25 protein-coding genes and 1 pseudogene are annotated in these 26018 nt (G+C 71.5%); 15 read left to right on the forward strand and 11 right to left on the reverse strand.

Annotation, left to right across the window (positions count from 1 at the left end; all coding sequences use genetic code 11):
• Positions 1-267: 267 nt before the first annotated feature.
• The 3 genes from ABT147_RS42980 (at position 268) to ABT147_RS42990 (ending at position 2804) form a co-directional block, all read left to right on the forward strand.
• Entirely contained in the window at positions 268-1887 is a 1620-nt protein-coding gene (locus ABT147_RS42980; protein WP_351417048.1) for an ABC-F family ATP-binding cassette domain-containing protein, read from the forward strand.
• A 63-nt stretch (positions 1888-1950) separates the two neighbouring features.
• On the forward strand, positions 1951-2214 hold the full coding sequence (locus tag ABT147_RS42985) for a DUF6158 family protein (protein WP_351417050.1): 264 nt from the start codon (positions 1951-1953) through the stop codon (positions 2212-2214).
• Entirely contained in the window at positions 2211-2804 is a 594-nt protein-coding gene (locus ABT147_RS42990) for a TIGR03086 family metal-binding protein (protein ID WP_351417052.1), read from the forward strand. The genes ABT147_RS42985 and ABT147_RS42990 overlap by 4 nt, the downstream gene beginning before the upstream one ends.
• A gap of 194 nt (positions 2805-2998) precedes the next feature.
• Here ABT147_RS42990 and ABT147_RS42995 read toward each other — a convergent pair whose 3' ends face one another.
• Both ABT147_RS42995 and ABT147_RS43000 read right to left on the reverse strand, forming a co-directional pair.
• Positions 2999-3544 carry a type 1 glutamine amidotransferase domain-containing protein gene (locus ABT147_RS42995; protein WP_351417054.1) on the reverse strand — a complete coding sequence of 182 codons (546 nt, stop codon included), beginning with the start codon at positions 3542-3544 and terminating at the stop codon, positions 2999-3001.
• Positions 3545-3550: 6 nt separating this feature from the next.
• Positions 3551-3958, reverse strand: a complete 408-nt coding sequence (locus tag ABT147_RS43000) for a DUF2795 domain-containing protein (RefSeq protein WP_351417056.1) — start codon at positions 3956-3958, stop codon at positions 3551-3553.
• A gap of 164 nt (positions 3959-4122) precedes the next feature.
• Here ABT147_RS43000 and ABT147_RS43005 point away from each other — a divergent pair, with 164 nt between their 5' ends.
• From ABT147_RS43005 to ABT147_RS43020, 4 genes and pseudogenes are all read left to right on the forward strand, one after another.
• Positions 4123-4254, forward strand: a complete 132-nt coding sequence (locus ABT147_RS43005; protein WP_351417059.1) for a hypothetical protein — start codon at positions 4123-4125, stop codon at positions 4252-4254.
• 671 nt (positions 4255-4925) lie between these two features.
• The gene (locus ABT147_RS43010; RefSeq protein ID WP_351417061.1) at positions 4926-5351 is read left to right on the forward strand and encodes a hypothetical protein; all 426 of its coding nucleotides are present in this window, start codon (positions 4926-4928) and stop codon (positions 5349-5351) included.
• 286 nt (positions 5352-5637) lie between these two features.
• A complete protein-coding gene (locus tag ABT147_RS43015) occupies positions 5638-6264 on the forward strand; it encodes a TetR/AcrR family transcriptional regulator (RefSeq protein WP_351417064.1) in 627 nt (208 codons plus the stop codon).
• Positions 6265-6357: 93 nt separating this feature from the next.
• Positions 6358-6531: pseudogene (locus ABT147_RS43020) on the forward strand (DUF3500 domain-containing protein); the annotation flags it as partial.
• 191 nt (positions 6532-6722) lie between these two features.
• On the opposite strand, the gene ABT147_RS43025 reads toward ABT147_RS43020, so the two are convergent.
• The 5 genes from ABT147_RS43025 to ABT147_RS43045 are packed head-to-tail and all read right to left on the reverse strand — an operon-like array spanning position 6723 to position 11996.
• Positions 6723-7289, reverse strand: coding sequence for a TetR/AcrR family transcriptional regulator (locus ABT147_RS43025; RefSeq protein ID WP_351417066.1), 567 nt, complete (start codon positions 7287-7289; stop codon positions 6723-6725).
• 22 nt (positions 7290-7311) lie between these two features.
• Positions 7312-8637 carry an amidohydrolase family protein gene (locus ABT147_RS43030; protein WP_351417068.1) on the reverse strand — a complete coding sequence of 442 codons (1326 nt, stop codon included), beginning with the start codon at positions 8635-8637 and terminating at the stop codon, positions 7312-7314.
• Positions 8634-10241 (reverse strand): FAD-dependent oxidoreductase, encoded by a 1608-nt coding sequence (locus ABT147_RS43035; protein WP_351417070.1) that lies wholly within the window; start codon positions 10239-10241, stop codon positions 8634-8636. The genes ABT147_RS43030 and ABT147_RS43035 overlap by 4 nt, the downstream gene beginning before the upstream one ends.
• A complete protein-coding gene (locus ABT147_RS43040) occupies positions 10238-11143 on the reverse strand; it encodes an alpha/beta fold hydrolase (protein WP_351417072.1) in 906 nt (301 codons plus the stop codon). Before ABT147_RS43040 ends, ABT147_RS43035 begins: the two co-directional genes overlap by 4 nt.
• A gap of 19 nt (positions 11144-11162) precedes the next feature.
• On the reverse strand, positions 11163-11996 hold the full coding sequence (locus ABT147_RS43045) for an alpha/beta fold hydrolase (protein ID WP_351417074.1): 834 nt from the start codon (positions 11994-11996) through the stop codon (positions 11163-11165).
• A 380-nt stretch (positions 11997-12376) separates the two neighbouring features.
• On the opposite strand from ABT147_RS43045, the gene ABT147_RS43050 reads away from it, so the two are divergent.
• Positions 12377-12757 carry a TetR/AcrR family transcriptional regulator C-terminal domain-containing protein gene (locus tag ABT147_RS43050; protein ID WP_351417097.1) on the forward strand — a complete coding sequence of 127 codons (381 nt, stop codon included), beginning with the start codon at positions 12377-12379 and terminating at the stop codon, positions 12755-12757.
• 302 nt (positions 12758-13059) lie between these two features.
• On the opposite strand, the gene ABT147_RS43055 is transcribed toward ABT147_RS43050, so the two are convergent.
• Complete coding sequence (locus ABT147_RS43055) at positions 13060-14877, reverse strand: thiamine pyrophosphate-requiring protein (protein ID WP_351417075.1); 1818 nt, start codon at positions 14875-14877, stop codon at positions 13060-13062.
• Between the two features lie 230 nt (positions 14878-15107).
• Between ABT147_RS43055 and ABT147_RS43060 the strand changes: the two genes are divergently transcribed.
• Positions 15108-15896, forward strand: a complete 789-nt coding sequence (locus ABT147_RS43060; RefSeq protein WP_351417077.1) for an RNA polymerase sigma factor SigF — start codon at positions 15108-15110, stop codon at positions 15894-15896.
• A gap of 91 nt (positions 15897-15987) precedes the next feature.
• Here ABT147_RS43060 and ABT147_RS43065 read toward each other — a convergent pair whose 3' ends face one another.
• Complete coding sequence (locus tag ABT147_RS43065) at positions 15988-17094, reverse strand: PAS domain-containing protein (protein ID WP_351417079.1); 1107 nt, start codon at positions 17092-17094, stop codon at positions 15988-15990.
• A 110-nt stretch (positions 17095-17204) separates the two neighbouring features.
• Between ABT147_RS43065 and ABT147_RS43070 the strand changes: the two genes are divergently transcribed.
• The 4 genes from ABT147_RS43070 to ABT147_RS43085 all read left to right on the forward strand — a co-directional run bounded on the left by ABT147_RS43070 (position 17205) and on the right by ABT147_RS43085 (position 21500).
• Positions 17205-17921 (forward strand): ANTAR domain-containing response regulator, encoded by a 717-nt coding sequence (locus ABT147_RS43070; RefSeq protein ID WP_351417081.1) that lies wholly within the window; start codon positions 17205-17207, stop codon positions 17919-17921.
• A 241-nt stretch (positions 17922-18162) separates the two neighbouring features.
• Positions 18163-18843 carry a hypothetical protein gene (locus tag ABT147_RS43075; RefSeq protein ID WP_351417099.1) on the forward strand — a complete coding sequence of 227 codons (681 nt, stop codon included), beginning with the start codon at positions 18163-18165 and terminating at the stop codon, positions 18841-18843.
• Positions 18844-19031: 188 nt separating this feature from the next.
• Positions 19032-20249 carry an aminotransferase class I/II-fold pyridoxal phosphate-dependent enzyme gene (locus ABT147_RS43080; protein WP_351417083.1) on the forward strand — a complete coding sequence of 406 codons (1218 nt, stop codon included), beginning with the start codon at positions 19032-19034 and terminating at the stop codon, positions 20247-20249.
• A 165-nt stretch (positions 20250-20414) separates the two neighbouring features.
• Positions 20415-21500: an MBL fold metallo-hydrolase gene (locus ABT147_RS43085; protein WP_351417085.1), complete on the forward strand. Its 1086-nt coding sequence runs from the start codon at positions 20415-20417 to the stop codon at positions 21498-21500.
• A gap of 112 nt (positions 21501-21612) precedes the next feature.
• Here the strand turns inward: ABT147_RS43085 and ABT147_RS43090 are convergent, their stop codons facing one another.
• Together ABT147_RS43090 and ABT147_RS43095 are read right to left on the reverse strand one after the other, a co-directional pair.
• Positions 21613-22227: a DedA family protein gene (locus ABT147_RS43090; RefSeq protein WP_351417087.1), complete on the reverse strand. Its 615-nt coding sequence runs from the start codon at positions 22225-22227 to the stop codon at positions 21613-21615.
• Entirely contained in the window at positions 22224-22997 is a 774-nt protein-coding gene (locus tag ABT147_RS43095; protein ID WP_351417089.1) for an MBL fold metallo-hydrolase, read from the reverse strand. The genes ABT147_RS43090 and ABT147_RS43095 overlap by 4 nt, the downstream gene beginning before the upstream one ends.
• A 79-nt stretch (positions 22998-23076) precedes the next feature.
• Here ABT147_RS43095 and ABT147_RS43100 point away from each other — a divergent pair, with 79 nt between their 5' ends.
• Positions 23077-23565 carry a hypothetical protein gene (locus ABT147_RS43100; protein ID WP_351417091.1) on the forward strand — a complete coding sequence of 163 codons (489 nt, stop codon included), beginning with the start codon at positions 23077-23079 and terminating at the stop codon, positions 23563-23565.
• 249 nt (positions 23566-23814) lie between these two features.
• The gene (locus tag ABT147_RS43105; RefSeq protein ID WP_351417093.1) at positions 23815-25929 is read left to right on the forward strand and encodes a phage holin family protein; all 2115 of its coding nucleotides are present in this window, start codon (positions 23815-23817) and stop codon (positions 25927-25929) included.
• Positions 25930-26018 lie beyond the last annotated feature (89 nt).

Genomic DNA, 26018 nt, shown 5'->3' on the forward strand with positions numbered 1-26018 from the left:
CTCGGGGCGGGGTTTCGCTCACCGGCGCTCGCGGGGTGCCGCCGCGCCCACCCGTGCCGCCCCAGCGGCACGACTGCCCGCAGCTACGTATGGCGGGGCCAGGCTCCGGCGGTGGGATTGCCCGCGGCTGTGTATGGCGGGCGGGGTCACGATCCAGTGGCACGACTGCCCGCGGCTGTGTATGGCGGGAGCCGTCGGGGCGGGCGGGGCAGGCGGTGTGGGAAATGGATTTGCTCGGTTGTTCGTCCGGCTCGGACAATGCGGCCCATGGGACATCTCGAAGCCGCTCATCTGGAGTACTACCTGCCGGACGGGAGGGCGCTGCTCGGTGATGTGTCCTTTCGGGTGGGGGACGGGGCGGTCGTCGCGCTCGTCGGGCCCAACGGGGCCGGGAAGACGACGCTGCTGCGGCTGATCTCCGGGGAGCTGAAACCGCACGGCGGGTCGGTGACCGTCAGCGGAGGGCTCGGGGTGATGCGCCAGTTCGTGGGGTCCGTGCGGGACGAGACGACCGTGCGGGACCTGCTGGTGTCGGTGGCGCAGCCGAGGATCAGGGAGGCCGCCGAGGCGGTCGACGCCGCCGAGCACGGGATCATGACCGTGGACGACGAGGCGGCCCAGCTGAAGTACGCGCAGGCCCTCTCCGACTGGGCCGAGGTACGCGGCTACGAGTCCGAGACGCTGTGGGACATCTGCACCATGGCCGCGCTCGGGGTGCCGTACGAGAAGGCGCAGTGGCGGCAGGTGCGGACGCTGTCCGGCGGTGAGCAGAAGCGGCTCGTCCTGGAGGCGCTGCTGCGCGGCACCGACCAGGTGCTCCTCCTCGACGAGCCCGACAACTACCTCGACGTCCCCGGCAAGCGCTGGCTGGAGGAGCGGCTCGCGGAGACCCGCAAGACCGTGCTCTTCGTCTCGCACGACCGGGAACTGCTCTCCCGCGCCGCCGAGAAGATCGTGAGCGTGGAGCCGGGACCGGCGGGCGCGGACGCCTGGGTGCACGGCGGCGGGTTCGCCACCTACCACGAGGCGCGGGCCCAGCGCTTCGAGCGCTTCGAGGAACTGCGCAGGCGCTGGGACGAGAAGCACGAGCAGTTGAAGAAGCTCGTCCTGAACCTCCGTCAGGCGGCCGAGAACAGCGTGGCGTTGGCGTCCCGCTACCAGGCCGCCCAGACCCGGCTGCGCAAGTTCGAGGAGGCGGGACCGCCGCCCGAGCCGCCGCGCGAACAGGACATCACCATGCGGCTCAAGGGCGGCCGTACGGGCGTAAGGGCCGTCACCTGCCAGGGACTGGAGCTGTCCGGGCTGATGAAACCCTTCGACCTGGAGGTCTTCTACGGCGAACGGGTCGCCGTCCTCGGCTCCAACGGCTCGGGCAAGTCCCACTTCCTGCGGCTGCTCGCCGGGGGCGACGTGGCCCACACGGGGCAGTGGAAGCTCGGCGCCCGGGTCGTGCCGGGGCACTTCGCGCAGACGCACGCCCACCCGGAGCTGGAGGGGCGGACACTGCTCGACATCCTGTGGAAGGAGCACGCCCAGGACCGGGGCGCCGCCATGTCCCGGCTGCGCCGCTACGAGCTGACCAAGCAGGCCGAACAGTCCTTCGACCGGCTCTCCGGCGGCCAGCAGGCCCGCTTCCAGATCCTGCTCCTGGAGCTCCAGGGCGTCACCGCCCTGCTGCTCGACGAGCCCACGGACAACCTCGACCTGGAGTCCGCGGAGGCCCTCCAGGAGGGTCTGGAGGCCTTCGAGGGCACCGTCCTCGCCGTCACCCACGACCGCTGGTTCGCTCGCTCGTTCGACCGCTATCTCGTCTTCGGCTCCGACGGCCGCGTACGGGAGACACCGCAGCCGGTGTGGGACGAGCGACGGGTGGAGCGTGCCCGCTAGCCCCGCGGGGCTACCCCGCCGGCCCGCGCGAGGCGCTCAGGGCCCGGGATGTTCGTACAGTGGATGGAGGAACACGGAGATCGGGGTACCACCATGACCGGAGTGCACCCGGACCAGCTGGACGAACAGCAGTTGATGAAGGAGCTGGAGTCGATCCACCGCACGCGTCACGACACGCTGCTGCACGGATCGACCGAGGCGCTGCGCACCCACAACGAACGCATGGCGCAACTGGAGGGCGAGTATCTGCGCCGCCACCCGCGCCGGCGGGTCGTCCCGGGCCGTACGCGCGACGGCGCGCGGGATCGAGGGCCGGCGACGCCATGACGTCGGAGGCGAACGCGCGGACGCGTGCGCTGCTCGACCGGCACGCGGAAGCTCAGGACCTCTTCGGTGCGCGGGTCCACGCCGTCCGCGACGACCAGTGGGGGGCGGATACGCCCTGCGCCGAGTGGTCCGTCCGTGACCTCGTCAACCATCTGGTGTCCGAGCAGCTGTGGGTGCCGTCGCTGGTGCGGGACGGCTGCATGATCGAGGAGGTCGGCGAGACGTTCGAGGGGGACCTGCTGGGGCAGGAGCCCGCGGCGTCCTGGGACACGGCGGCGCACTCCGCGCGGGAGGCGTTCGCGGCGCCCGGCGCGCTCGAACGTACGGTCCATCTGTCCTACGGGGACACTCCGGCGACCGCGTACTGCGCGCAGATGGTCGCCGATCTCGTCGTGCACGCGTGGGATCTGGCGCGGGCGATCGGTGGTGACGAACGGCTTCCCGAGGTGCTGGTGGCGTTCGCCGTGGACGAGGTCACGCCGTATGCGGGGGAGCTGGAGAAGAGCGGGTTGTTCGGGGCGCCTGTGGAGCCGCCGCCGGGTGCCGACGCGCAGACCAGGTTGTTGTGTCTGCTCGGGAGGCGGCCCTAGCGGCGGCCGGGCGCAGCTGTTCGGAGCCGTTCCAGTCGTCCAGTCGTTGCGGCCGGTCGGAGCTCGGGACTCGTTGTGCGTTGCGGGCCGCGGGTGCTTCGTGGTTGATCGCGCGGTTCCCCGCGACCCTGACAGGCCGGCCGGGGCCGGCCCTTTCGGGTCGGCCCCGGCCTATGCGCGGGCGATTCATCGGGTCATTGGGCCGGCTCCTGCGCGAACACGTCCAGGAATGCCTCGCAGAACGCCTTGAGGTCGTCCGGTTTGCGGCTGGTGATCAGCTTGCCGGGGCCGTGGTCGCAGATCCGGACCTGTTCGTCGACCCAGGTACCGCCCGCGTTGCGGATGTCCGTGCGCAGGCTCGGCCATGAGGTCAGGACCCGGCCACGGACCACGTCCGCCTCGATCAGCGTCCACGGCGCGTGGCAGATCGCGGCGACCGGACGGCCCGACTCGACGAACTCCCGGACGAAGGACACGGCCCGCTCGTCCATGCGGAGGAAGTCCGGATTGGCCACCCCGCCCGGCAGGACCAGCGCGTCGAACGACTCGGCCGGCGCCTCGCCCACCACGGCGTCCACCGGGAAGGTGTCCGCCTTGTCGAGATGGTCGAAGGCCTGGATCCGGCCGGGCTTCGTCGACACCAGCACGGGCTCGTGACCGGCGTTCTCCGCCGCCTGCCAGGGCTCGGTCAGTTCGATCCGCTCGACACCCTCGGGTGCGGTCAGGAATGCGATGCGCATGGCTGCTCAGTCTCCTTTTTCGGCCTTGGTACGTGCCTCCTGGGCCTGGACGACGGCCTCCGCGAGCTGGTGCGCCGAGTCGTAGCGCGCCTTCCGCGGCAGCCCCTCAAGGGGCTCCACGAGCGCGTCCGGGGCGTGCAGGCCCCGCAGGACACGGGTCAGCTCGGCAGGACCCGCCGGGAAGGACGTACGGCCCAGGATCCGGCCCAGCTCCAGCCGCAGGGCCTCCACCCGGGCGGGCGCACGGCTCGGCGTCACCGGCCCGTAGGCCACCTCCGGGTCGTCCTCGGCGTACGGCTCCGGGTCGTGCCACTCCTCCGTCCGGGTGGGATGCCCCGAACGGAGCAATCCCTGCAGTTCGTGCTTCATCTCGTCGTCGCGGTGGGCGCTCAGGCGGTCGCTGCCTCGCTGCATGACTCCCCTCCAGATGGGTCGGTGGCCCCCGCGTACCCGAACACCCGGGGCCGACACGGACGCGGCACACCCCGTTCCGCTCGGCGCCCGGGTTTGCCCGCCCGCGCGAGGGAGACCCGACGGGACACCCCCCACCACGCATTCCCCGGGGAAGGACCGGACGCATGGCGGCTGTCGCTGTGATCATTCCGCTGCTGATGCTCGGCGTCGTGCTGGCGCTGGGCCGCTACGAGGAGATGGTGCTGCCACCCGTCGAGCGGACCGACCGGCCGGACCAGGCCGTACCGATCCGCTGAACGAGCGAACGGGTGAACGGGTGGCCGGGGGACGATAGGAACGGACGCCGGTCTCCAGGGCCACCGGGCGTGACCGCCGGCCGTCGTCTACGACCGCTTTCCGCTGTCGGACGAAAGGAAAAAGTTCAGTCCCGTGGCCCTGACCTGGGCACTGAACTCTTTTCTGCAGCCCGTCTCGCCTATGTCGCCGTCACTCGCGCCCGGCACCAACGGCACGGCCTCGGCGAGCCTGTGTGCGATGGCCTGGGCGACGAGGGCGCCGCGGTGCGGCTGCATCATGGCATGCGGCCAGCCACCGCTGACCACGTAGTCTCTCGGCTTTTGCGCACGTCTCGTTCCTCCAGGCACCCGACAAGTCCGACAGTGAAGGCACCTGGGGTGCGGTTGTTCTGCCCCTTCCGGGGAAGCGCTCCTCCGCGGCGAGGTTTCCTTCCTTCCCGCCGCGGCCCTGGCCGGCCGGGCCAGGCCGAGCAGCGGCACAGCGGCCTACGTGCCGGGCCGCCGGTCGGTCAGCGGCGATGGCCGCCGTGCGATCGCTGTGGTGGGCGAGATCGGGGGGAGGGAGTGCTCGGTTGCCGTGTCCGCTGACGCCCACGGCTGCCGCGGGCCCTCCGGGGTCGCGCCCGCTCGGGCAGTGCGGGAGGCGCGCGGCGGCGCTCCGTGCGACCGGGATGGACTGGATCCAGGACGCCGTGGTGGCTCGCGCGGAGGAACATGCAGCACGAGTGGCGGCTGCGAGTGAGGGCCTCCCGGTCGGGCTCGAGCGGGACGCCGTCCTGCTCGGTGCGCTGGTCGAGCTGATCGAGGAGTGGCCGGGGACTGGTGCGCTCATCGTCGGCGCCTTCGGGCTGACGCGAGAGCCCGAGATCATGCAGCGCCTCTCCGGGGCGCAGCGCATGTTGATGGAAGCCTTCGATCCCGATGTCTGGACTGATGAGGGACGGCATGTGCGGGTGGTGTCCGCGATCGGTGCCGTGCCCGTCACGATGATGGCGAACCGTGAGGCCAGGTGGACCGAGCGCACCGATGTGGCGATTGCCGCGGGCCTTGGCGCACTGGGCCACAGGGGCAACGGCGATGCCGGCACGGGTGATTGAGGCACTGCGACGACGGGGACGACGGTGGTTTCGTTGCCGAGGCAACCCGACCAGCGGGCAGCCTGGGCGACGTCCAGGACGGTATCGGAGCGGTCGCCGACCTCGGACGAGCGGTCGTCGATGGGCTGATCGAAGGGGGCGCCGCCGCTCCATGCCCAACCGGCGATCTCCATACTGGATACGGTGTTGCTGTTATGGTGCTGGCCGAGGAGGTGGACGTTCAGTGGCAGCAGCTGGTCCCACGCGAGCGACCACGGCATCGGCTCGGCGCCCGGGGCGTCCGCCCGTGCCGCTGGAGCGCATCGTCTCTACCGCACTGCAGATCGTGGACGATGAAGGGGCCGACGCTCTCTCGATGCGGACGCTGGCCCAGCGCCTGGGCTCGGGCACGGCGACGCTGTACCGGCATTTCGACAACCGGGCAGCGCTGGTCGCCCATGTCGTGGACCGCATGTTCGGCGCCGTGGAACTGAAAGGCGACGAACTCCTCGCGATGGGCTGGCAGCAAGCGCTGCGGACGGTAGCGCACACCATGTTCGAGGCCCTGGCCCGGCACCGGAACGCGGCGCGCCTGATGGTCGAAGAGATTCCCCTGGGGCCGAACGCCATGGCGCTGCGGGAGCACTGTGTCGCGGCGCTGCTCGACAGCGGCTTCCCGCCGCGACTGGCCGCGCACGCCTTTGCCACCCTCGCCCGCTACGTCCTCGGATTCGCCATACAGGTCAACGGTCATGGCGGCGGCGGGCAACTCGACGACGCACAACTGTCCGCCGTCTTTCAGAGCGTCGATCCAGCCTTGTTCCCGGCAACGGCCACCGTCGCCGGGTCGATGCCCGTTCCGATCGAGGACGAGTTCGCCTTCGGACTCGAACTCCTTCTCAGCGGGCTTGCCCACCTGCGCGACGACGCCTGACCAGCCAGGACGATGCGAACCTGAGGCCGCCCGCCCACTGAGTCATCTCGGTCGGCATGGAGCGAGGCTGTCAGGGACTCGTGCTGGGCGGGCAGCACGGACGCCGGGGAACCGCACTACTACCGGGTGCAGGACCCTCGCGTCCTCATCGAGTACGACAACACACAGCGGTACGCCAACCACGCCCACTCGGTGTGGCGTGACCTGACCTCCGACTTCGGACTGGACGTACTCGTCGAACACCGCGCACACATCGCACACGAGTAGGGCGTACTCGGGGGAGCCGTACATTGAGCGGGTGAGAGGCGATCTTCAGCCGACGTCGGGCGAGCCCTCGCCCCGCTGTTCGAGAGCGGTGTTGCACACCGACCAGCTGTTTCCGAACTCCTGGTACGACACAGCCTGCGGAGGCGTGGGGTTGAGGAGAGGTCAGGTCTCCTGCCCGTCGCCCTGTCAGTTCAGAGGAAGGCGGTCGAGCTGAGCGTCTGCCTCTTCTGCTGTGTCGGGTCAGGTACGGGCGGCAAGCCTGGCTTCGACGCCGTCGAGAAGCGACTGCAGTCCGAAGGACACGTACGGGGGAGGGGTGGCTGTGAGGGCGGCGCCGAGCGCGAACGTGACGACCCTCTGGGCGGCTTGCTCGGCGTCCCGCCTGGTGAGGCCGGACGCCGTTCGAGGCCGTCGAGAGCGGGGAGAGGTGTCTGCCCCCAGACGGTGTCAGCGGCCAGCAGGAGCAGATCGTGTCGGCTTTTGATGTGCCGGTAAAGTGCCGCCGCGGTGATGCCGAGACGGCTGCCGAGCCTTCGCATGCTCAGACTCTCGAAGCCGCCCTCGTCCAGAAGGGTGATGGCCGCCTGCATGATCTGCTCCTGGTGCAGAGCGTCGCGGGGCATCCCCGCGGTAGGCGGCATGGGGCTGCTCACGGGACCTTCTTGCTGTGGGAACGAGGCCGCGGTGTGCGGCTCTGAGGGCGCGTGGCCATCGCGCCGACGAGGACGGGGTGTCGTGCGCGTCGGCGCGCGGTTCATGCGTGGGGGCCGTTGCGGTATGTCAGCCGGGAGAGCCTGCGGGCCCGAGGCCGCGCAGCAGGCGCTCTCCGGACTCGCCTAGCTGGTCCTTGACCTCGTCGAGGCCGGATGCGAGCAGGACGTGATCGCGTTTGCGCCAGGTGCCGGCGACCATTACGGCTTCGATGTTGGCGATGTCGGCGTGCAGGACCGTGGCGATGGGGTCGTGCGCCGGCCACAGATTGAGCGCCCGGGCGTCGACGGCGACCAGGTCGGCCTGCATGCCCACCTCGATCCGGCCCACCTTGTCTGCCAGGCCCAGTGCCTTCGCTCCTTCGACCGTGGCCCAGGCAAGTGCCTGTTTGCTGGTGACAGACGGTGTGTCGGCGTGCATGCCGGTCGTCTGCCGGTGATGGGCGTGGTCCAGGCTGCGCTGGTGGGCCAGAGCGATCCGGGCGGCGGTGAGGACCGTGCCGGGTACGGCGGTATCGATGTCGGTGCCCAGGGAGGGTGCCGCGCCCAGGCGCAGCAGGGATCCGGTGACGGGTGTGCCGTGTCCCTGGCCCAGTTCGTTCTCCGGGGTGGCGGTGAAGGTGACGCCCGCCTCGACGAGGGTCTTCAGCCAGTCCTCGGGCAGGTCGGCTCCGTGCACGACGTTGGTCAGGGAGCTGAACAGCCCGGCGGCACGTACCGCATCCCAGCCGGGTCCGGGTTCCCCGCCGCTCTGGTGCATCGAGACGACGAGGCCGCGCTCCGTGCCGGCCTGGAAGTCGGCCACCGCGATCTCGGCGGAGGAATACTGGGGTCCCTGGAGTGCCATGCCCAGGGTGAGGAGGGCGTGGTCGCGGACGGGGCCGTCGAGCAGCCGGTCGATCTCGGCGAGCGGGTGGGGTGTGTCCGGCGAGCGGTAGGGCGTGCCGTGCAGGAAGACGGCGCGGATCCCGGCCTGGACCAGTCCCTCGACGGCCGCGTCGGCGTGTTCGGGCGACAGGGCGTTGTGACACCAGTCGCCGAGTGTGGTCGTACCGCAGTTGATCTGGCTCAGGGCGCCGGCCAGATTGCTGATGTGCATGTCGGCCGGGGTGTAGCGCCCGACGCACTCGCCGTGCAGGTGGGTGAGGTACTCCATCAGCGTCCAGTCGGCGCCTGCGGAGCGCAGCGCGGTCTGCCAGGTGTGCAGATGGGCGTTGACCAGGCCGGGGATGACGATGCGGCCGGAGAGGTCGACGACCTCGGCGTCGGGCGCCTCGGTGGGTTCGCCGACGGCTGCGATGGTCCCGCCGTCGACGAGGATGTCGACACGCTCGGCGTCCGGCCGGTCCGGCGTCATCGTGATGACTTGCGCTCCGCGCAGCAGTATGCGGCTCATTCAGCGGCCCCCGAAGCGGGGGAGGTGTGGCTCTGCTGGGACATGGTGCGGCTCCTTGCCTGCGGCGTCATTGCCCGCACGGCGGCTTGTGTGGTGGTGAGGAAATCCCGAGTGGCGATGTGCCCGATGTAGCCGTCGGGACGGATCAGCAGCAGAGTGTCGCCGGTCAGGCCGTAGGCACTCCGCAGCGTGTTCTTGGGGTCGGAGAAGGCGCGGCCGTCGCCCGCGGCCGATCCGACGGTGAGCCGCTTCAGCTGGGCGCCCGTCGTCGGCCAGTCGAGGAGTTCGAGGTCCCGGGCGGCGCCGGGGCCGTAGGCGATGGCGGAGAAGTGCGGTCCCTGGAAGAGGTTGAACAGGCGGGTCTCGGCGCCGTCGGCGCCGAGCAGTCGGGCGTCCGGGGCGCGGTCACCCACGTGCAGCGTGCTGGTGTCGCCGCTGTCGCCACCGTCGCCGTCGGCGGGGGCGAGCGGGCCGCCGTAGTAGGTCAGGGCGAGCTGCTGCTCGTCCTTGCCGCGCTTCATGCTGGAGGGGTCGAGCTTGGCGATGCCGCCCCACTTCTCCGTGGACAGTCCCAGGACCCCGGCGGCGATCGGCTGCCGCTCGGCCTCGTAGGTGCCCAGCAGGGCCGGGTCGGCTCCGGCGAGGACCTGGCCGAGCTTCCAGCCGAGGTTGTAGCCGTCCTGCATACCGGTGTTCAAGCCCTGGGCACCGGCCGGGGTGTGGACGTGCGCGGCGTCGCCGACGAGGAAGACACGTCCGCGGCCGTAGTGCTTCGCAAGACGGATGTTCGGCCGGAACACGGACTTCCAGTGGATCTCGTGCAGCTGGATGTGCCGGTTGCGGGTGTGGGAGTGGATCCGGTCGATGATGGCGCCGATCTCCTGGGGCGGCTTCTCGTCGGGTGTGAGCCGGATCATCCACTGGAACATGTCGCTGTCGGGGAGCGGGCAGGCGCCGATGAGCTTGCCGCCGAGGCCGGGCCACATGTGCCACCGGTTGCGGGCCAGGCCACTTACGGAGGCATCCACGATCAGCACGCGGTCGGACTCGTCCGTCGTCCCGGCGAAACCGATGTCGAGCTGCTTGCGCACCGCACTGGAGCCGCCGTCGGCCCCCACGGCATAGCGGGCGACGATCTCCTCGACCCCGTCCGCGCCCGCCACCTTGGCGACCACCGTGTCCTCGTCCTGCGTCAGCTCGGTCAGTTCCTTGCCGAACTCGACCTCGCGGCCGAGCTCACTGAGCCGGGCGTGCAGGGCGCGGTCCGTGCGGAACTGCGGGATCAGCCAGGTGTTCGGGTACGGGACGTCCGGGGTTGCCTCTTTGTGGGGGAACATCTTCCACGGCACACCGATGGGTCCTGCATGGATCCCGAGCTTGGGATAGATGCCGCCGCCGGCCAGCACGTCGTCGAGAGCGCCGAGGTCTTCGAGGACTTCGAGGCTGCGGGGCTGGATGCCCTTGGCGCGGGAGCCCTCGAAAGCGTGGGGGGACCTGTCGACGATCCGGACGTCGAGTCCGCGGCGTACGAGGTCGATCGCCAAGGCGGAGCCCGAGGGGCCGGCACCGATGATCAGTACGTCGATGGCCTGAGGGCTGTTCATGAGTCGAGCCTTTCGGTGCGTGCGGACACGAACGGGACGAGCTGATCGGCGACGTCGCGAGGCCGTTCGTATGGGGCCATGTGCCCGCATTTGTTAATTACGTGATGTTTCTGAGGCTTCAGCAGAGCGCGTGCTGTGTCGAAGTGCGCCAGCGGCGTGACGTGGTCCTCGTCGCCCCACAGCAGCAGCGTCGGAATGCCCAGTGCCCCCGTCCGCCGGAAGAGGTCGTCACGGCCGGTGAAAGGCAGGTGCTGCAGGGTGTCGAAGACCGCGTACAGCGAGCCCTCGAAGCGGAGGGAGCCGAGGACCATCTCGGTCAGCTTCGCGCCGAGCTCGGGGTCCCGGACGTTGTGCCCCAGGTGCCCCTGGAGCAGCTGAAGGCCGCGACGGCGGGCGACCACTCCGGCCAGCAGATCGCTGCGCAGCAGCCGGTTGGGGGAGGCCAACCGCGGTTTCGCGAGACCGGCGGGGCCGACGATGGTGAGAGTGGACACCGACGAGCGGTACTGGGCGGCGTACGTCATGCTGACCAGCGCGCCCATGGAGGTGCCGACCAGGTGCAGGGGCCGCGCCGTCAGGCCGAGCCGGTCCGTCAGCTCGGCCAGCTGCCGCGTGAACAGCGTCTCGTCGTATCGCGCCTGTACCCGGTCGGAGTAGCCGCGGCCGTAGGCGCTGCAGGTCAGAGTGCGCAGCCCGCGGGCGTGCAGCTCGCTGACGAGGCCGTCCCAGTAGAACAGCGGGATGGTCAGACCGCCCGCCATCAGGACCACATCCCCGTCCTCGGGGCCCGTCAACTCGTAGTGGGTGACGCCGTCGGACAGCTCGATGAAACTGCCGCGCAGCGCCTTGCGCGAGTCGGCGGTGAGCTTGCGGTCCTCGCCCGAGGCGACGAAGTACTTCATGGAACGGGCCTCCTTGCCCTCAGTTCGCGGGGGTGTCGGCGCAGGAGCCGAGGAACTTCGCGATCGCGTCCGCGACCCACTGCGGTTCCTCCTCCGGCAGCAGATGTCCGCCGTGGGGGTGGACGAGCTCCTGGGCGCCGGGGATGTCACGGGCGAAGTGCTGGCCGTCGATGCTCGCGCTGCGCAGCACCAGCGTGGGCACCGTGATGCGGGGGATCTGCGCGCTGCGGTCCGGCTGGTCGGTGTTGCAGAAGTCGACGAAGGCCGACCGGTTCCCGGGGCGGCTCATGAGCTGATGGGCGCGGTCCACCATGGCGTCGTCCACGATCCGCGAATGCGGCCCGACGGCCTCGCGCAGGTTGCGTTCGAGCGCCCCCCGCGGCATCACCCGCCTCAGCAGGGGCCGCACCAGCGGGTTGCGGGTCAGGCGCATCCCTGCGGGCACCGTCTTCTCCGGGTAGCCGGTGGCATTGACCAGCACCAGGCCGGTCAGCCGCTCCGGATGATCCAGCGCGACGTTCCAGGCGATGTTGCCGCCCAGGGAATTGCCGGCCAACGCGTAGCGTGGCACGCCCAGCGCCTCCATGAAGCCCGCCACCGTCGCGGCGTACGCCGGGACGCGGTAGTCGCGGTCCTTGCGCGGGCCCGTCAGTCCGAACGCCGGCAGGTCGGGTCGGATGACGTCGAACGAATCCGACAGGAGATCCGTCGCGCGGTCGAAGTGCTGCAGGGATGAGGCACTGCCGTGCAGCAGCACGAGTGCCGGGCCGTGCCCAGCGCGCTTGTAGTGGATTCGCAGGCCGTCCACCTCGACGAACCGGGAATCGGGCTGGGGCTCAGACCAGGTACTCATAATGGCTACAGTGTTACCGATATGGTGGTCGTGTCAAGACGAAGTCCCCGCGCGTGACAACCACGGTGGCCTTGAGCGAGGAGATGGATCAGTTGGTGCGCCGCGCTGCCGGTCGTCAGCCGGTCCCACCGGACCGGATCGTCGCCATGGCGCTGCGGATCGTCGACGAGGAGGGGAGCGGAGGCGCTGTCGATGAGGGCCCTGGCCGAGCGCCTGGGCTCGGGTACGGCGACGCTGTACCGGCATTTCGGCAACCGGGCAGAGCTCGTGGCGCAGGTCGTGGACCACATGTTCGGCCTCGTCGAGCTGGACGACCGGGAACTGGCCTCGGCGAGCTGGCGGCAGTCTCTGAGGGCGGCGGCACACGCCATGGTCCGCGCCTGGGTCGGCACGGGAACGCCGCCAGGCTGCCGGCCGAGCAGATTCCCGTCGGCCCCAGCGCGATGGCGCTGCGGGAGCGCTGTGTCGCGGTCCTGCTCAAGGCGGGATTCGAGGCCTCACTGGCCACGCGCGCGTATGTGACGCTGGCTCGCTACGTATTTGGCCCACTGCGGCGACGGTGCCAGGCCAGAGCCACCTCCGGTCCCCACACCCGATTACTCGGGGATCAGCCAATTCCATGGCACTCTTCATCCCCAGGGCAAGCTTCGTCGGCCGACCGGTTTTCGAGCCGTGCAAGTTCCCGCTCGCTGATCAATGCTGCGATCGGGCCGGAGTCGTCGGCGAACTTGAGGACCGGTCGCGGGCCAGGGCCTCTCTGATCGGGCGTGAACAACGGGAGGAAGGCGTCAAAAGCGGTCCCGGCGTCTCATCGACCAAGTCCTGCTGCTCACGCCCGACGGACCAGACAGACGTCCCCGGCCAATGCCTCCATCCGCCTTGAGCTCAGGCACAGCGGTGAGCCCTCATCGTGGCCCCGTCACCGTAACGGGAGGGGACCCGGCCGCCGAAAAGGCCGGTGCTGCTCCTGCCCTCACGGTGCGCCGATGGCCGCTGCGTGCCCGGCGTGATTCACCGCGCTACAGAACTGACCACTGAACTGTTTCGTGCGCAACTGAACTCTTCAGCGCCGTTCCACACCGCCCTTGCCCTTCTCCCGGTTGCCCGGCAGGAACTCCTGCATCTTCGCCTTGAAGCCCTGCTTGACCACGGACGCCCGGTCGGCGTCGCCCTTGAGGATCGAGGCGGCTGTGGCCTCCATCTGCTCCCAGGTGGCGTGCGGCGGGATCGGCGGTACGGCCGGGTCGGTGAGGAACTCCACGACCGCCGGACCGTCGGCCGCCAGCGCCGCGCGCCAGCCCGCCTCGACGTCCTCGGGCTTCTCCACCCGGATGCCGGTCAGGCCCAGGGAGCGCGCGAAGGCGGCGTACTGGACGTCCGGCAGCTCCTGCGAGGGCAGGAAGGACGGCTCCCCGCCCATCGCCCGCAGCTCCCACGTCACCTGGTTGAGGTCGTGGTTGTTCCAGACGGCCACCACCAGCCGCGGATCCTCCCAGCGGTCCTGGTACTTGGCCGCCGTGATCAGTTCCGCCATGCCGTTCATCTGCATCGCCCCGTCCCCGACCAGGGCGATCGCCGGACGGTCCGGGTGCGCGAACTTCGCGCCGATCGCGTACGGCACCCCGCAGCCCATCGTCGCCAGCGTCCCCGACAGCGACCCGCGCATGCCCTCCCGCATGGTGATGTGCCGGGCGTACCAGTTCGCCGCCGAGCCGGAGTCGGAGCAGATGATCGCGTCGTCCGGCAGCAGCGCGTCGAGCGTGTGGGCCACCAGCTCCGGGTTGATGGGGTCGGCCGACAGCTCCGCCCGGCGTGCCGTCACCTCGCGCCAGCGCGCCACGCCCGCGCACACCTCGTCGAACCACTCCCGGCCCCGCTCCGGATCGATCAGCGGGATCAGCCGCTCCAGCGTCGCCTTCGCGTCCCCGATCAGGTTCACCTCGTACGGGTAGCGCATCCCGACCATGTGCGGGTCGATGTCGATCTGCACGGCCCGCGCCTTGCCGAAGTCCGGCAGGAACTGCGAGTACGGGAAGGACGAGCCGATGGTCAGCAGCGTGTCGCAGTCGCGCATCAGCTCGTAGGAGGGGCGGGTGCCCAGCAGGCCGATCGGGCCGGTGACGAACGGCAGTTCGTCGCTGAGCGCGTCCTTGCCGAGGAGCGCCTTGGCGACGCCCGCGCCGAGGAGTTCGGCGATCCGCGCGACCTCGGTGCGGGCCCCGGCGGCGCCCTGTCCGATGAGGATCGCGACCTTGTCCCCGGCGTTGAGGATCTCGGCGGCCCGCTCGACCGACTCGGTGGAGGGCACCGTCGTCCAGTCACCGCGGTCGAGGCTGGAGGGGACCATCTTGAACTCGTGGGTCGGCGCCGAGTACTCCAACTCCTGCACGTCACCGGGGATGATCACGGCCGTCGGCGCCCGGCGGGCGTACGCGGTGCGGATCGCCCGGTCGAGGACGTTCGGCAGCTGCTCGGGCACGGTCACCGTCTCGACGAAGTCCGAGGCCACGTCCTTGAACAGGGTGTGCAGGTCCACCTCCTGCTGGTACGAGCCGCCCATCGCGCTGCGGTGCGTCTGGCCGACGATCGCGAGCACCGGCACATGGTCCAGCTTGGCGTCGTACAGGCCGTTGAGCAGGTGGATCGCGCCGGGACCCGAGGTCGCCGCGCACACACCGAGCCGGCCGGAGAACTTCGCGTAGCCGACCGCCTGGAACGCGGACATCTCCTCGTGCCGGGACTGGATGAACCGTGGTTGGTCCTCGGCCCGGCCCCAGGCCGCGAGCAGCCCGTTGATGCCGTCGCCCGGGTAGCCGAACACTTGTTCGACTTCCCATGCGCGAAGCCTCCGCAAGATGTGATCCGCGACGGTGGTGCTCATACTGGACCTCCCGGGGTGTGGTCTCCCGAGCGAGTCACCCGCGGGCGGAACGAGAAACCCCGAATGTGTTTGCCGTGCATGATCCGGGGCAGGCGCATAACAGTGCTTCGGACAGGAGGCACGTCCGTGGAAGAGGCGTTTTTCTCACGGGTGTGCTGTCCCCTGTGCACATCCGCGCCCCCACGGTGACCGTCCATCCCAGAGCACCATCCAGGGAGTTGCGACGCACCATGCGTACTCAGGCGAAGCACCACCCGCACGACGACGCCCCCGACACCGCGGAGGCCTTCCGCAGGCTCGCCGCGCTTCCGCCCGGCCAGCAGCGGGACACGCTGCGTGAGCAGATCATCGAAGCGTGGCTCCCCATGGCCGAACGGCTCGCGGGACGGTTCCGCAACCGGGGCGAGAGCTACGACGACCTCCGCCAGGTCGCCTCCCTCGGCCTGGTCAAGGCCGTCGACCGCTACGACCCAGAACTGGGCAACGCCTTCGAGAGCTACGCCGTGCCCACCGTCACCGGTGAGATCAAGCGGCACTTCCGGGATCACATGTGGACCCTGCATGTGCCGCGCCGGGTCCAGGACCTGCGCAATCGCGTACGGTTCGCCAGCCAGGACCTGTCCCAGACGATCTCCGGGCGGCGGCCCACCGTCGCCGAGATCGCGGCCCACGCGAACATGAGCGAGGAGGACGTCCAGGTCGGCCTGGAGGCCCTGGAGAGCTTCACGGCGCTGTCGCTGGACGCGGAACTGCCCGGGAGCGAGGACGGGTACTCGCTGAGCGACGCGCTGGGGTCCCCCGACCCGGCGCTGGACACCGTGGTGGACAGGGAGGCCGTGAAGCCTCGGCTGGCCGCGCTGCCGGAGCGGGAGCGGGCGATTCTCTACATGCGGTTCTTCGGGGACATGACGCAGAGCCGGATCGCCGAGCAGTTGGGGATCTCGCAGATGCATGTGTCGCGGTTGATCAGTCGGTGCTGTGACCGGGTGCGTGATCAGGTGCTGAAGGACGCGGTGTAGCTCCGCTGGGTGAGCCGGGGCCGCCGTTGGGGTGGTTGGTTCGTTGTCGGGTGCGGGTTCGTCGGGGCTGGTCGCGCAGTTCCCCGCGCCCCTAGGTGTGGCTTCGCATTGCCAGGGCGATGTGGCGGGACATCGTGTCCATCGCCTTTGCCTCTGCGAGGGAGAAGGCCGGGCGGGGGCCTGTGCGGAAGAGGGTCAGGACGGCTGCGGTGGGGGTGGCCGGGGGTGTCAGGGGGACGGTCAGCAGGGATGTGACGTTCGCTTTTACGAGGACGGGGGCGCCGGAGGGGTCGTGGCCGAAGGCTGCGGGGTCGGCGGGGCGGATCTGGAGGGCGGGGGCGCCGCTCCGGGCGGCGGTGACGACGAGGGGGCAGGCGGCGGGGTCCTGGGCCGCCAGGAGTTTCGCCTCACCCTCGGACGGGGCCAGGACCGTCGTACGCGTGAGGCCGTGGGCCGTCGTGTCGGCGACCACCCAGTCGGCGAAGCGGCCGTGCAGGACGTGCGCCGCCCGGTCGAGGGCCCGGCCGGCGGGAGCGGTGAGCAGAGCCGTGGTCATGGCGTCGACGAGGTCCATGAGGGCCGCGTGACGGGTGGTCTCGGTGAGGTCGGGCAGGGGGCGGAGGGGTTCGGCGGCAGGCATCGGGTGCCCGGCGGGTTGCAGGGTCACCAGGACGGTGTTGCGCGGCTCGGCGCCGGTACGCAGCGCGGTGAGCGTGGCGCGCACCGGTAGCGAGGGGTGCTGCTGGAGGTGGACATTGAGGCTGCGGTCGCCCTCGCCGCGGGCCACGGCCGCCGCCTGGGAGCGGAACGCACCCCGGTCCGCGTGGACGAGGAACCCGCTCAGCGGACGGCCCGTCGCATAGCCGGACCGCACGCCGGTGAACGCGGTCGCGGCCTGGTTGAGCCGACGCACCGCCGTCTCGCGGTCCACCAACAGCACGGGCAGCGGCAGACTTTGGAAGACGGCCTTCAGCAACTGCGGCTCCCGCGCGGTGGACGGGGCACCCCCGGCAGGCCCCGACGTGGTGAGCCGCTCGTACCAGGGCCACAACTGGTCGGCCACATGGTCGAGTTCGAAGATCGCCGCGTCCAGGACCGTCGGGAGATCCCCCGTCGGCACCGAGCGGGCCGCCTTGAGCTCCGCGACACGGCGGACGAAATCCGCGAGCTCCTCACCCAGTTCGTCGCTCTGCGTCATGCCACGAACGTAACGCCTGGGAGGCGCCGAAGGAGGCGGCGGACCGAAAGCGGACGACTCGTTTTCCGCGCAGGTGAACGGGAAGGCGACCGGGAGAGGAGGCGCGCATCATGCCGGACAGCGAACAACTCGGCCGGGTGGGCCGGGAGTCGGCGGAATCCGCACATCCGGGCAGAAGGCTCTCCGCACTCGTCGAACAGGCCGCCCGTTGCACCAGCGACTGCTGCGGCGCCAGCGGCATGGTGTCCGACCACGGCACCGAGCGGCCCGCCGCGGTCACCCATCCCGACCTCGCCGGACTCGTCGCGGTCCAGCTGCGCTCGGGCGACGGACCGATCCCGGCCGCGCTGGAGCGCGGTGAGCCCGTCGACTCCGCCGATCTGCTGCGGGAGGAGCGCTGGCCGGAGTACCGGGCGGTGGCCCTCGACGCGGGCGTACGGTCCAGCGTCACGCTCCCGTTCCGGCGCGCCGGCCTCACCGTGACCCTCAGCCTCTACAGCTTCCGCCCCCACACCCTGGAGGACGCTCCGCACGGGCCCGCCCATGCCCTCGGCGACCTCGCCGCGACCTGCATCGTCCGCGACCGCTCCTACCGGGCCGCCCTCACCGAACTCGACCAGCTAGGCGCCGCCCTGCGCTCCCGCCCCGTCGTCGACCAGGCCTGCGGCATGATCATGCACGTCCTCGGCTGTGACGCCGACACCGCGTTCACCGTCCTGCGCCGCATCTCCCAGACCACCAACCGCAAACTGTCGGACGTGGCATCGGCGGTGGTGGAGAAGAGGGGCAGGGGCTTGGAACGGGAACTGGCCTCACTTTCCAACTGACTGAGTCCTGGAGCAGCCCGCATTTTTTGGGGGCGCGGGGAACTGCGCGACAAGCCACGACGCACCGTCAGTCCGAAACGCACCGTCACCCACCTGGCGGCCCCGTGTCCCGCGAATGGTGCCCGCCGCGCGCGCCCGGACCCGCTCGGCGCTCTGATGGACGCGGGGCACGGCGGTCGTGCCCCGCCCGCCGGAGCCGGCCGAAGGAGCCCCGCCCATGCCCCCGCCCACGCGTCCGTCCATGCGCCGCAGCGCCCGTGTCCTGTCCGCCACCGCCCTGATCGGTGCCGTCCTGGGCGCCGCCGCCCCGCCCGCCCACGCGGACCCCGCGGCCGAGGTGAACCCGCACTCCGTCGAACCGGGCGGCACACTCACGTTCTCCGTCTCCTGCGACCCGACCGACGGCCCCGCCCCCGAGACCATCGACGCCAGCTCCCAGGCCTTCGAACAGGGCACCGTCACACTGCAGCGCCTCCCCGGCAACGACGACTCCGCCGCCGGCCCCTCCTACCAGGGCACCGCCAAGATCGCGCCCGCCGCGGACTTCGAGACCGGCGCCGCCGCCGCTAACTCCGCCACCGAGTGGGGCGTCGACGGCCTGTGCCCGGCGGCCCCCGGCGGCGAGGGCAAACAGTGGAGCGCCGCCTTCGACGTCGCCCTCGGCGGCAGCAGTGGCAACCAGTACCAGCCCACCCACCACCCCTCCCACCAGCCGACGCACCAACCGCCCCACCAGCCCACACACCAGCCCTCCCACCACCCCAGCCATCCCACCGCCCCGGTCCAGCGCGGTGTCCACGCGGGCGGCGGCGGTGCCTTCACCGACTCCGTGCCGGCCATGGTCGCGGGCGGCCTCCTCATCGCGGGAGCGCTCGGCGCCGCCGTCCACCGACTGCGCCGCCGGGACCGGTGGACGCCGTGACATGCCGCCGAGACACGCCGGAGCCGCCAACTCCCCTCGCACACCTGGCCGCTGTGACCGGCGCAACCCGTACGGGGGCCCATGGGGCGCGTGAGCCTGGGTACTGACAGGCCGAGGGTGCGGACGACGCCTACCGGGGCGTGACGCCGTACCCCCTTGCTACGCACCACGACTGCGCGGAGGCACCTATGCGGCGGACGGATCCGGAAGGGCATGGTCCGGTCCGCTACGGCCCGTCCCTCCCCGCCCAGGGCCTGCCCGTGCTGCCCGAACTGGTCTCCGTGCTCTCCGCCGCCGCGGGCGACTCCCACCCCGTACCGCCCGGTGGTGATCCCGCCCTCCTGGACGCCGCCTGCGGCTACTGGGACCGGCGCGGACTGGCCACCACACGCGACAGGGCCGTCGCCGCCCCCGGCGCCCCCGCCCTGCTCCTCGCGCTGACCGCCGCGATCGGCGGTGACGTCCTGCTGCCACGGCCGTGTGCCGCCTGGTGGGAGCCCCAGGCGCGGGCGCTGGGCAGATCCGTGTTCCATGTGCCCACGCCCGCCGAGTGCGGGGGCGTGCCGGATCCGTACGCGCTCCTGGAGACCGTGCGCAGGATCCGGGCCGAGGGCGGTGACCCCCGGCTGCTCGTGCTGTGCGTCGCCGACGACCCGACCGCCACCGTGGCCCCGCCCGAGCTGGTGCACGAGGCCATGGAGGCGGCCCTGGGGGAGGGGCTGCACCTGGTCAGCGACGAGACCTGGCGCGACACCGTGCACGACCCGCACGACACCGTGCTGCTCAGCCCCGCCGAGATGCTGCCCGACCGGGTCACTGTCGTCACCGACCTCGCCGGCGCCTTCCTGCCGCCGGGCTGGCCGGCCGCCGTCGCCCGCTTCCCGGCCGACGGGGACGGCACGGGGCTGCGCGACCGGGTCCTCGACGTGCTCACCGCGCTGGGCGCCCGGGTCGCCACCCCGGTCGCCGCGGCCGCCGCGTACGCCCTCGGCGAGCCCGCCCCCGTCACCGAACGGCTCGCCACCGCCGTACGTGTGCACGCGCGGCTCGCCGCCGCCGCGCACCGGGCCGTGGTGGACGCCGGGGCGCTCGCCCTGCCCCCGCGCGCCGGACGCCATCTCTACGCCGACCTCGCCCCGCTGCGCCCGTCCCTCGCCGCGCACGGTGTCGGCGACGCCCAGGAGGCGGAGGACTTCCTCGGCGCCCGGCTGGGGATGCCCGCGCCCGGCGGCCACCGGTTCGGGGACGACCTCGGGGAACTGCGCGTCCGGCTGTCCACCGCCGGGTTCCTCGGCGGCACCGACGCCGAGCGCGCCCAGGTCCTCGACGCGCCGGACCCGCTGGAACTACCGCATGTGGAACGCGCGTTGACAGTCTTCGGAGCGGCTTTCGAGGATCTTCGATGACGAGGGTTCCCGGGGCCGACGCGCTTCGACCGACGGTGAGAGCCCGTTCCCGACAACCCATGACGACGACGAACTCCAGCGACTCATAGCGACCTTCAGCGACCCATAGCGACCTTCAGCGACGACGATTCTTCGCGACGACGCTCGGCGACGGGAGCCTCCTCGATGACGCAGCAGTCCGAGTCGACCACCCCAACCTCAACGACGACCACCTCACCGGCCGCTTCCACGACGACCACGTCCACGACGGCCACGTCCGCCTTCGCTCGCCCCCTCGCACCCCCGCCGCTCGCCGAACCCCGCCCGCTCGGGGAGCGGCGCCGCTGGCCGCGTTCCTTCGCCGACCGGCTGACCACCCCCCTGCCCGGCCTGAAGGCCTTCGCCCGGTTCGCCCGCGAGGGTTCGGTCAGGCCGGGGGCCGACGGACTCGTCGACATCCCCCGACTGCCGTACGAGCCCGGCCCGTTGCCCCGGGTGGACGCGCGGACCGTCGCCGTCTCCTGGGCGGGGCACGCGAGTTGGGTGGTGCGGATCGGCGGGCTCACCGTCCTCACCGACCCGGTCTGGTCCCGCCGGATCCTCGGCACCCCGGCCCGGATCACCCCCGTCGGCCTCGGCTGGGACCAGTTGCCCCGCGTGGACGCGGTCGTCATCAGCCACAACCACTACGACCACCTGGACGCCCCCACCCTGGCGAGACTCCCGCGCGACACCCCGGTGTTCGTGCCCGCGGGACTCGGCCGCTGGTTCCGGCGGCGCGGGTTCGGCCGGGTCACCGAGCTGGACTGGTGGGAGGCGGCCGAACTCGACGGCGTCCGCTTCGACTTCGTACCGGCCCACCACTGGTCCAAGCGCACCCTCACCGACACCTGCCGCTCCCTGTGGGGCGGCTGGGTCCTCACGGCACCGGACGGCAAGCGCGTGTACTTCGCCGGCGACACCGGCTACGGCCACTGGTTCTCCCTCATCGGCCGCCGCTACCCCGGCATCGACCTCGCCCTCCTCCCGATCGGCGCCTACGACCCCCGCTGGTGGCTCAGCGACGTCCACTGCGACCCGGAGGAAGCGGTCCGCGCCTTCCAGGACCTGGGCGCCCACCGCATGGCCCCCATGCACTGGGCCACGTTCGTCCTGTCGACGGAACCGGTCCTGGAACCCCTGACGAGGGTGAGGGCCGCATGGAACGCGGCGGGCCTGCCACGCGAAAACCTCTGGGACCTGCCGGTGGGCGGCTCCCGGGTCCTGGACTGACCCGCGCCCCTGAGAAGCACAGGGCGCAGCCCGTGCTTCTCAGGGGCGCGGGGAACTGCGCGACCAACCCCCACGCACCCGCACCCCGCAACACACCCAACGCCCCGAGCTCTTACCGGACAACGCGCCGCCACACACTGGGCACCACACTGATCAGCAACGTCAACACGACCGCCGCCAACACCCCTTCCCACGGCTCCGCGAACAACGACCCACCCAGAATCCCGATCAACTGATACGTCACGGCCCACGCGAGACACGCCGGCAGATTCCCCCGCGCGAACCGCCGCAACGGCATCTTCGCCATCAGACAGGCCAGCATCACCGGAATACGCCCGGCCGGCATCAGCCGGGACAGCACCAGTACAGCCACCCCGTGGTCGTCGAGCTTCGCCTGCGCCTGCGTCAGCCGGTCCTCCGGTGCCCGGCGGCGGATCGCCTCCAGCCAGCGCGAGCCGTTCTTGGAGCCCATCCCGCGCCGCCCCAGCCAGTACAGCGCGATGTCCCCGAGGAACGCGGCGACCGACGCCACCACGAACACCAGCAGCAGTGCGAGCGGCGCCGCCTGGTGGAACGCCACCACGGCCGCCGAACTGACCAGCGCCCCGGTCGGCACCACCGGCACCAGCGCCCCGACCAGCACCAGCAGGAACAGCGTCGGATAGCCGATCGCCTGCTGGGTGGACTGGTGCGGCAGGGGACTGCTCACGGCGGCGAGGAAGTTCACCGGGCAGCCCCCGGTCGTACGCTCTCGCCGTGGGCCAGCCGGTGCACGGCCACCTCGGGGGCGCGTGCGGCGGCGAGGCGTACGAACTCCTCTCCGGGGGCGTGGAATTCATGGGGGCGCACGGCGTCCATCCCGATCGGCCAGTACGTGCCGTAGTGCACCGGAACCGCGCTCCGGGGCGCGAGCAGCGCAAGCGCCTCAGCCGCGCGCCCCGCGTCCAGATGACCCTCGCCGAGGTACGGTCCCCAGCCGCCGACCGGCAGCAGCGCCACGTCGATGGGCCCGACCTCCTTGGCCATCTCCTGGAACAGCCCGGTGTCCCCGGCGAAGTACGTCCGCGCCTCGCCCTCGACGACGAAGCCGAGTGCGGGCGAACGATGCGGCCCGACCGGCAGCCGCCGCCCGTCGTGCCGGGCGGGCACGGCACGAACGACCAGGTCACCGACCCTGAGTTCCTCCCCGGCCACCACCTCGGAGACCCGTAGATGCGCCAGCCTGCGCAGCCCCGGCACCTGGCGCGACGCGCCCTGTGGCACCACCAGCCGCGTCCCCGGGGCGAGCCGGGCCAGCGACGGGACGTGCAGATGGTCGGCGTGCAGATGCGACACCAGCGCGAGGTCCGCGACCGCCGCCTCCGGCGGGGGAGGCGCACCCCGGCGCCTTCTCAGATGTGCGAGCCGGCGCGCGAACAGGGGGTCGGTCAGCACCCTCGTACCCGAGTCCTCCACGGTGCAGGTCGCATGACCCCACCAGGTGATCTCCACCGGCACTCCGTTCGCCTCCTTCGCGCTACTCCCCCGAGCCTACGGGCTGGAGTAGGGTCTGCGGCCTGGGTCTGAGGGGGACACCGTGGGAGACAAGGGAGACATGGGTGGCGGCTACGGTACGGCGTGCCCGGACGCGGCTCGCGGCCGAGGTGGGGCGGCCCCGCGGGGCACCGTCGTGCGGGTCGCGGCCATAGCGAGCCTGACACCGCTGGAGGAACTGGAGGCCGACCCCTTCCTGGTCGACTCCCGCAGCCAGTACGCGATGTGCGCCCGCTGGGCCGCCGAGCGCGGCTACGTGGTGACGCGCGAGCTGCTCGTACGCGGTCTGCGCCCCGACCACTGCGCCCTGTGGGCCGATGTCGACGCCGGCCTCGTCGACCTCTTCGTCGCCCCCAGCCGGCGCGTCCTCGAACGCGCCCTCGCCTCCGTCGACGACTTCACCGCCGAGTGCGCCAGACGCGGCATCCGCGTCGAGACCGTCGGCCGCGCCGAACCCGCCTACGACGCCCAGATGAAGGCCCACGTCCACCGCCGCCTGTCGATGCCGACAGCGGGCTACGACGGCCGCTGAGGGGCGGACGAGGGCGCCCCGTCAGGGGCGCGGGGAACTGCGCGACCAGCCACACACAACCCGCACCCCGCAACACACGGAAAGCCCCGAGCTCTCCCCGGACCGCGCCCCGCCCTACCCCCGTGCCACCCCGAAACGCCACCCCGGCGCCCCCACCCCGTATGACAGTCTGGGCCCACGAACAGGACGTGAGGATGGCCGGTCGTGGGCGGTGGTCGTTGGCGAAGGGTACTGAGCGGTGTCGGGCGGATGCTCACCGTATGGGCGGTGTCCACCCTGACGATGCTGGTGCTCGCGGGCGCCCTGCCCGACTTCAGACTGCAGTCCGAGACCGGTGAGAGCGCCACCCAGATCGCGGTGACCGCGGCCTTCGGCGCCGGCGCCTTCGGTCTGCTCTCCTCCCTCGTGTGGCCGCTGCTGGTGCGGGCCCTGCTGCTGGTGCCGGCGCTCGTCCTCGGCCTGCTCGTCTTCTTCCTCAACGGCTCCCTGCTGCTCCTCGCCCTGCGCCTCAACCCCTCCGGCCAGGGCGCGGCGGCGCCCGAGACCGCCGTGGTGGTCGCCGCGGTGATGTCCGCCGTGGCCTCCGCGACCGGTGGCGCCCTCGCCGTGCGGGACGACGACGCGTACCGCCGCCGTCTGTACCGGCTGGCCGACCGCCGCCGCAGGCACGCCGAGGGCCGGCCGGGGCCCGCCGGACCCGGCACCCTCTTCCTGCAGCTCGACGGCGTCGGCCACGACGTGCTGGAGGCGGCGGTGGAGAAGGGCCTCATGCCGACCGTGGCCGGCTGGCTCGGCCGGCCGACGGACGGCATCACGCGCCCCCGGTCCACCCACCGGCTCACCCCCTGGCGCACCGACTGGTCCAGCCAGACCGGCGCCAGCCAGCTCGGCATCCTGCACGGCACCAACCACGACGTACCGGCGTTCCGCTGGTACGAGAAGGACACCCGGGAGGTGATGGTCTGCAACCGGCCCTCCGGCGCCGCCGAACTCCAGCGCCGGGCCATCGACCGCACCGGCGACGGCGGACTGCTCACCGTCGACGGCGCCAGCCGGGGCAACCTCTTCAGCGGCGGCGCCGAGCAGCTCGCGCTCGTGCTGTCGATCGCGGCCCGCCGGGGGAGGCGGAACCGCTCCCGCGCCGGGTACTTCGCCTACTTCTCCGACCCGGCCAACGCCGTCCGTACCGCCATGTCCTTCGTCGCCGACGTCCTGCGGGAGATCGGCCAGTCCACCCGCGCCCGGTTCGCCGAGCAGCGCCCCCGCGTCAAGCGCGGCGGCCTCTACCCGTTCATCCGGGCCTTCGCGACCGTCGTGGAGCGTGATGTCGTCGTCTCCGCGGTGATCGGGGACATGTTCGCGGGCCGCGCGGCGATCTACGCCGACCTGGTGGCGTACGACGAGGTCGCCCACCACTCCGGCCCGCACAGCCGGGACGCCGCGAAGGTCCTCGAACGACTCGACCGTTCCCTCGCGTTGATCGCCCAGGTCGCCGAACACGCCCCGCGCGCCTACCGGATCGTCCTCCTCTCCGACCACGGCCAGAGCCCCGGCGAGACCTTCCTCGGTCGCTACGGCCTGACCCTGGGCAACCTGGTCCGCGCCGGCTGCGGCCTGCCCGTACCGCGCCGGGCCCGGCGCACCCACAGCGGCGCCGAGGCACGGACGGCGGTCCGGGCCGCGCTGCGCATCCCGGTCGAGGAGCGTGCGGAGGAATCCCGGCCGACGCGCCGCTCCGAGCCGGTCGTCCTCGCCTCCGGCAACCTCGGCCTCGTCTCCTTCCCGGACGTCCCCCACCGGATGAGCCGCGAGGAGATCGACGCCCGCCACCCGGCCCTGCTCTCCACCCTCGCCAACCACCCCGGCATCGGCTTCGTCCTGGTCCGCAGCGAGGAGCACGGCGGTGTGGTCCTCGGCGCGCACGGCGCGGAGGTCCCGGTCGACGAGCTGAGCGACGAACACCCCGGCCCCCTGGCCGACTTCGGCCCGGGCGCCGCCGACGCCGTACGCCGCACCCACGGCTTCCCGCACACCGCCGACATCATGGTCAACTCCTGGTACGACCCCGCCGACGGCGAAGTCCTCGCCTTCGAGGAGCAGATCGGCTCCCACGGCGGCCTCGGCGGCTGCCAGTCCCGCCCCTTCCTCATGTCCCCACTGGTTCTGTCCGACCCGGTGGAGGACAACGAGCACCTGGTGGGCGCCGAACAGATCCACCAGGTACTGAGGCGATGGCTGCGCGAGTCGAACGGCCCCCAAGTACCCCTGGCCCACGAGAACGCGCCCGTCAGGGGCGCGGGGAACTGCGCGACCAGCCACGACGGACCCGCACCCGCCAAGAAACAGAACCCGGCAGACGCCTAGTGTCCTGCGCCAGTAGTTGATCGTTAGTTGGTGTGTGACTTCTACTGCTGGTGCGTCAGTTCCTCGTCGGGGCCCGAAACTGGTGCCGT

This window comes from Streptomyces sp. NPDC001868, assembly GCF_040297125.1.
Lineage (GTDB): Bacteria > Actinomycetota > Actinomycetes > Streptomycetales > Streptomycetaceae > Streptomyces.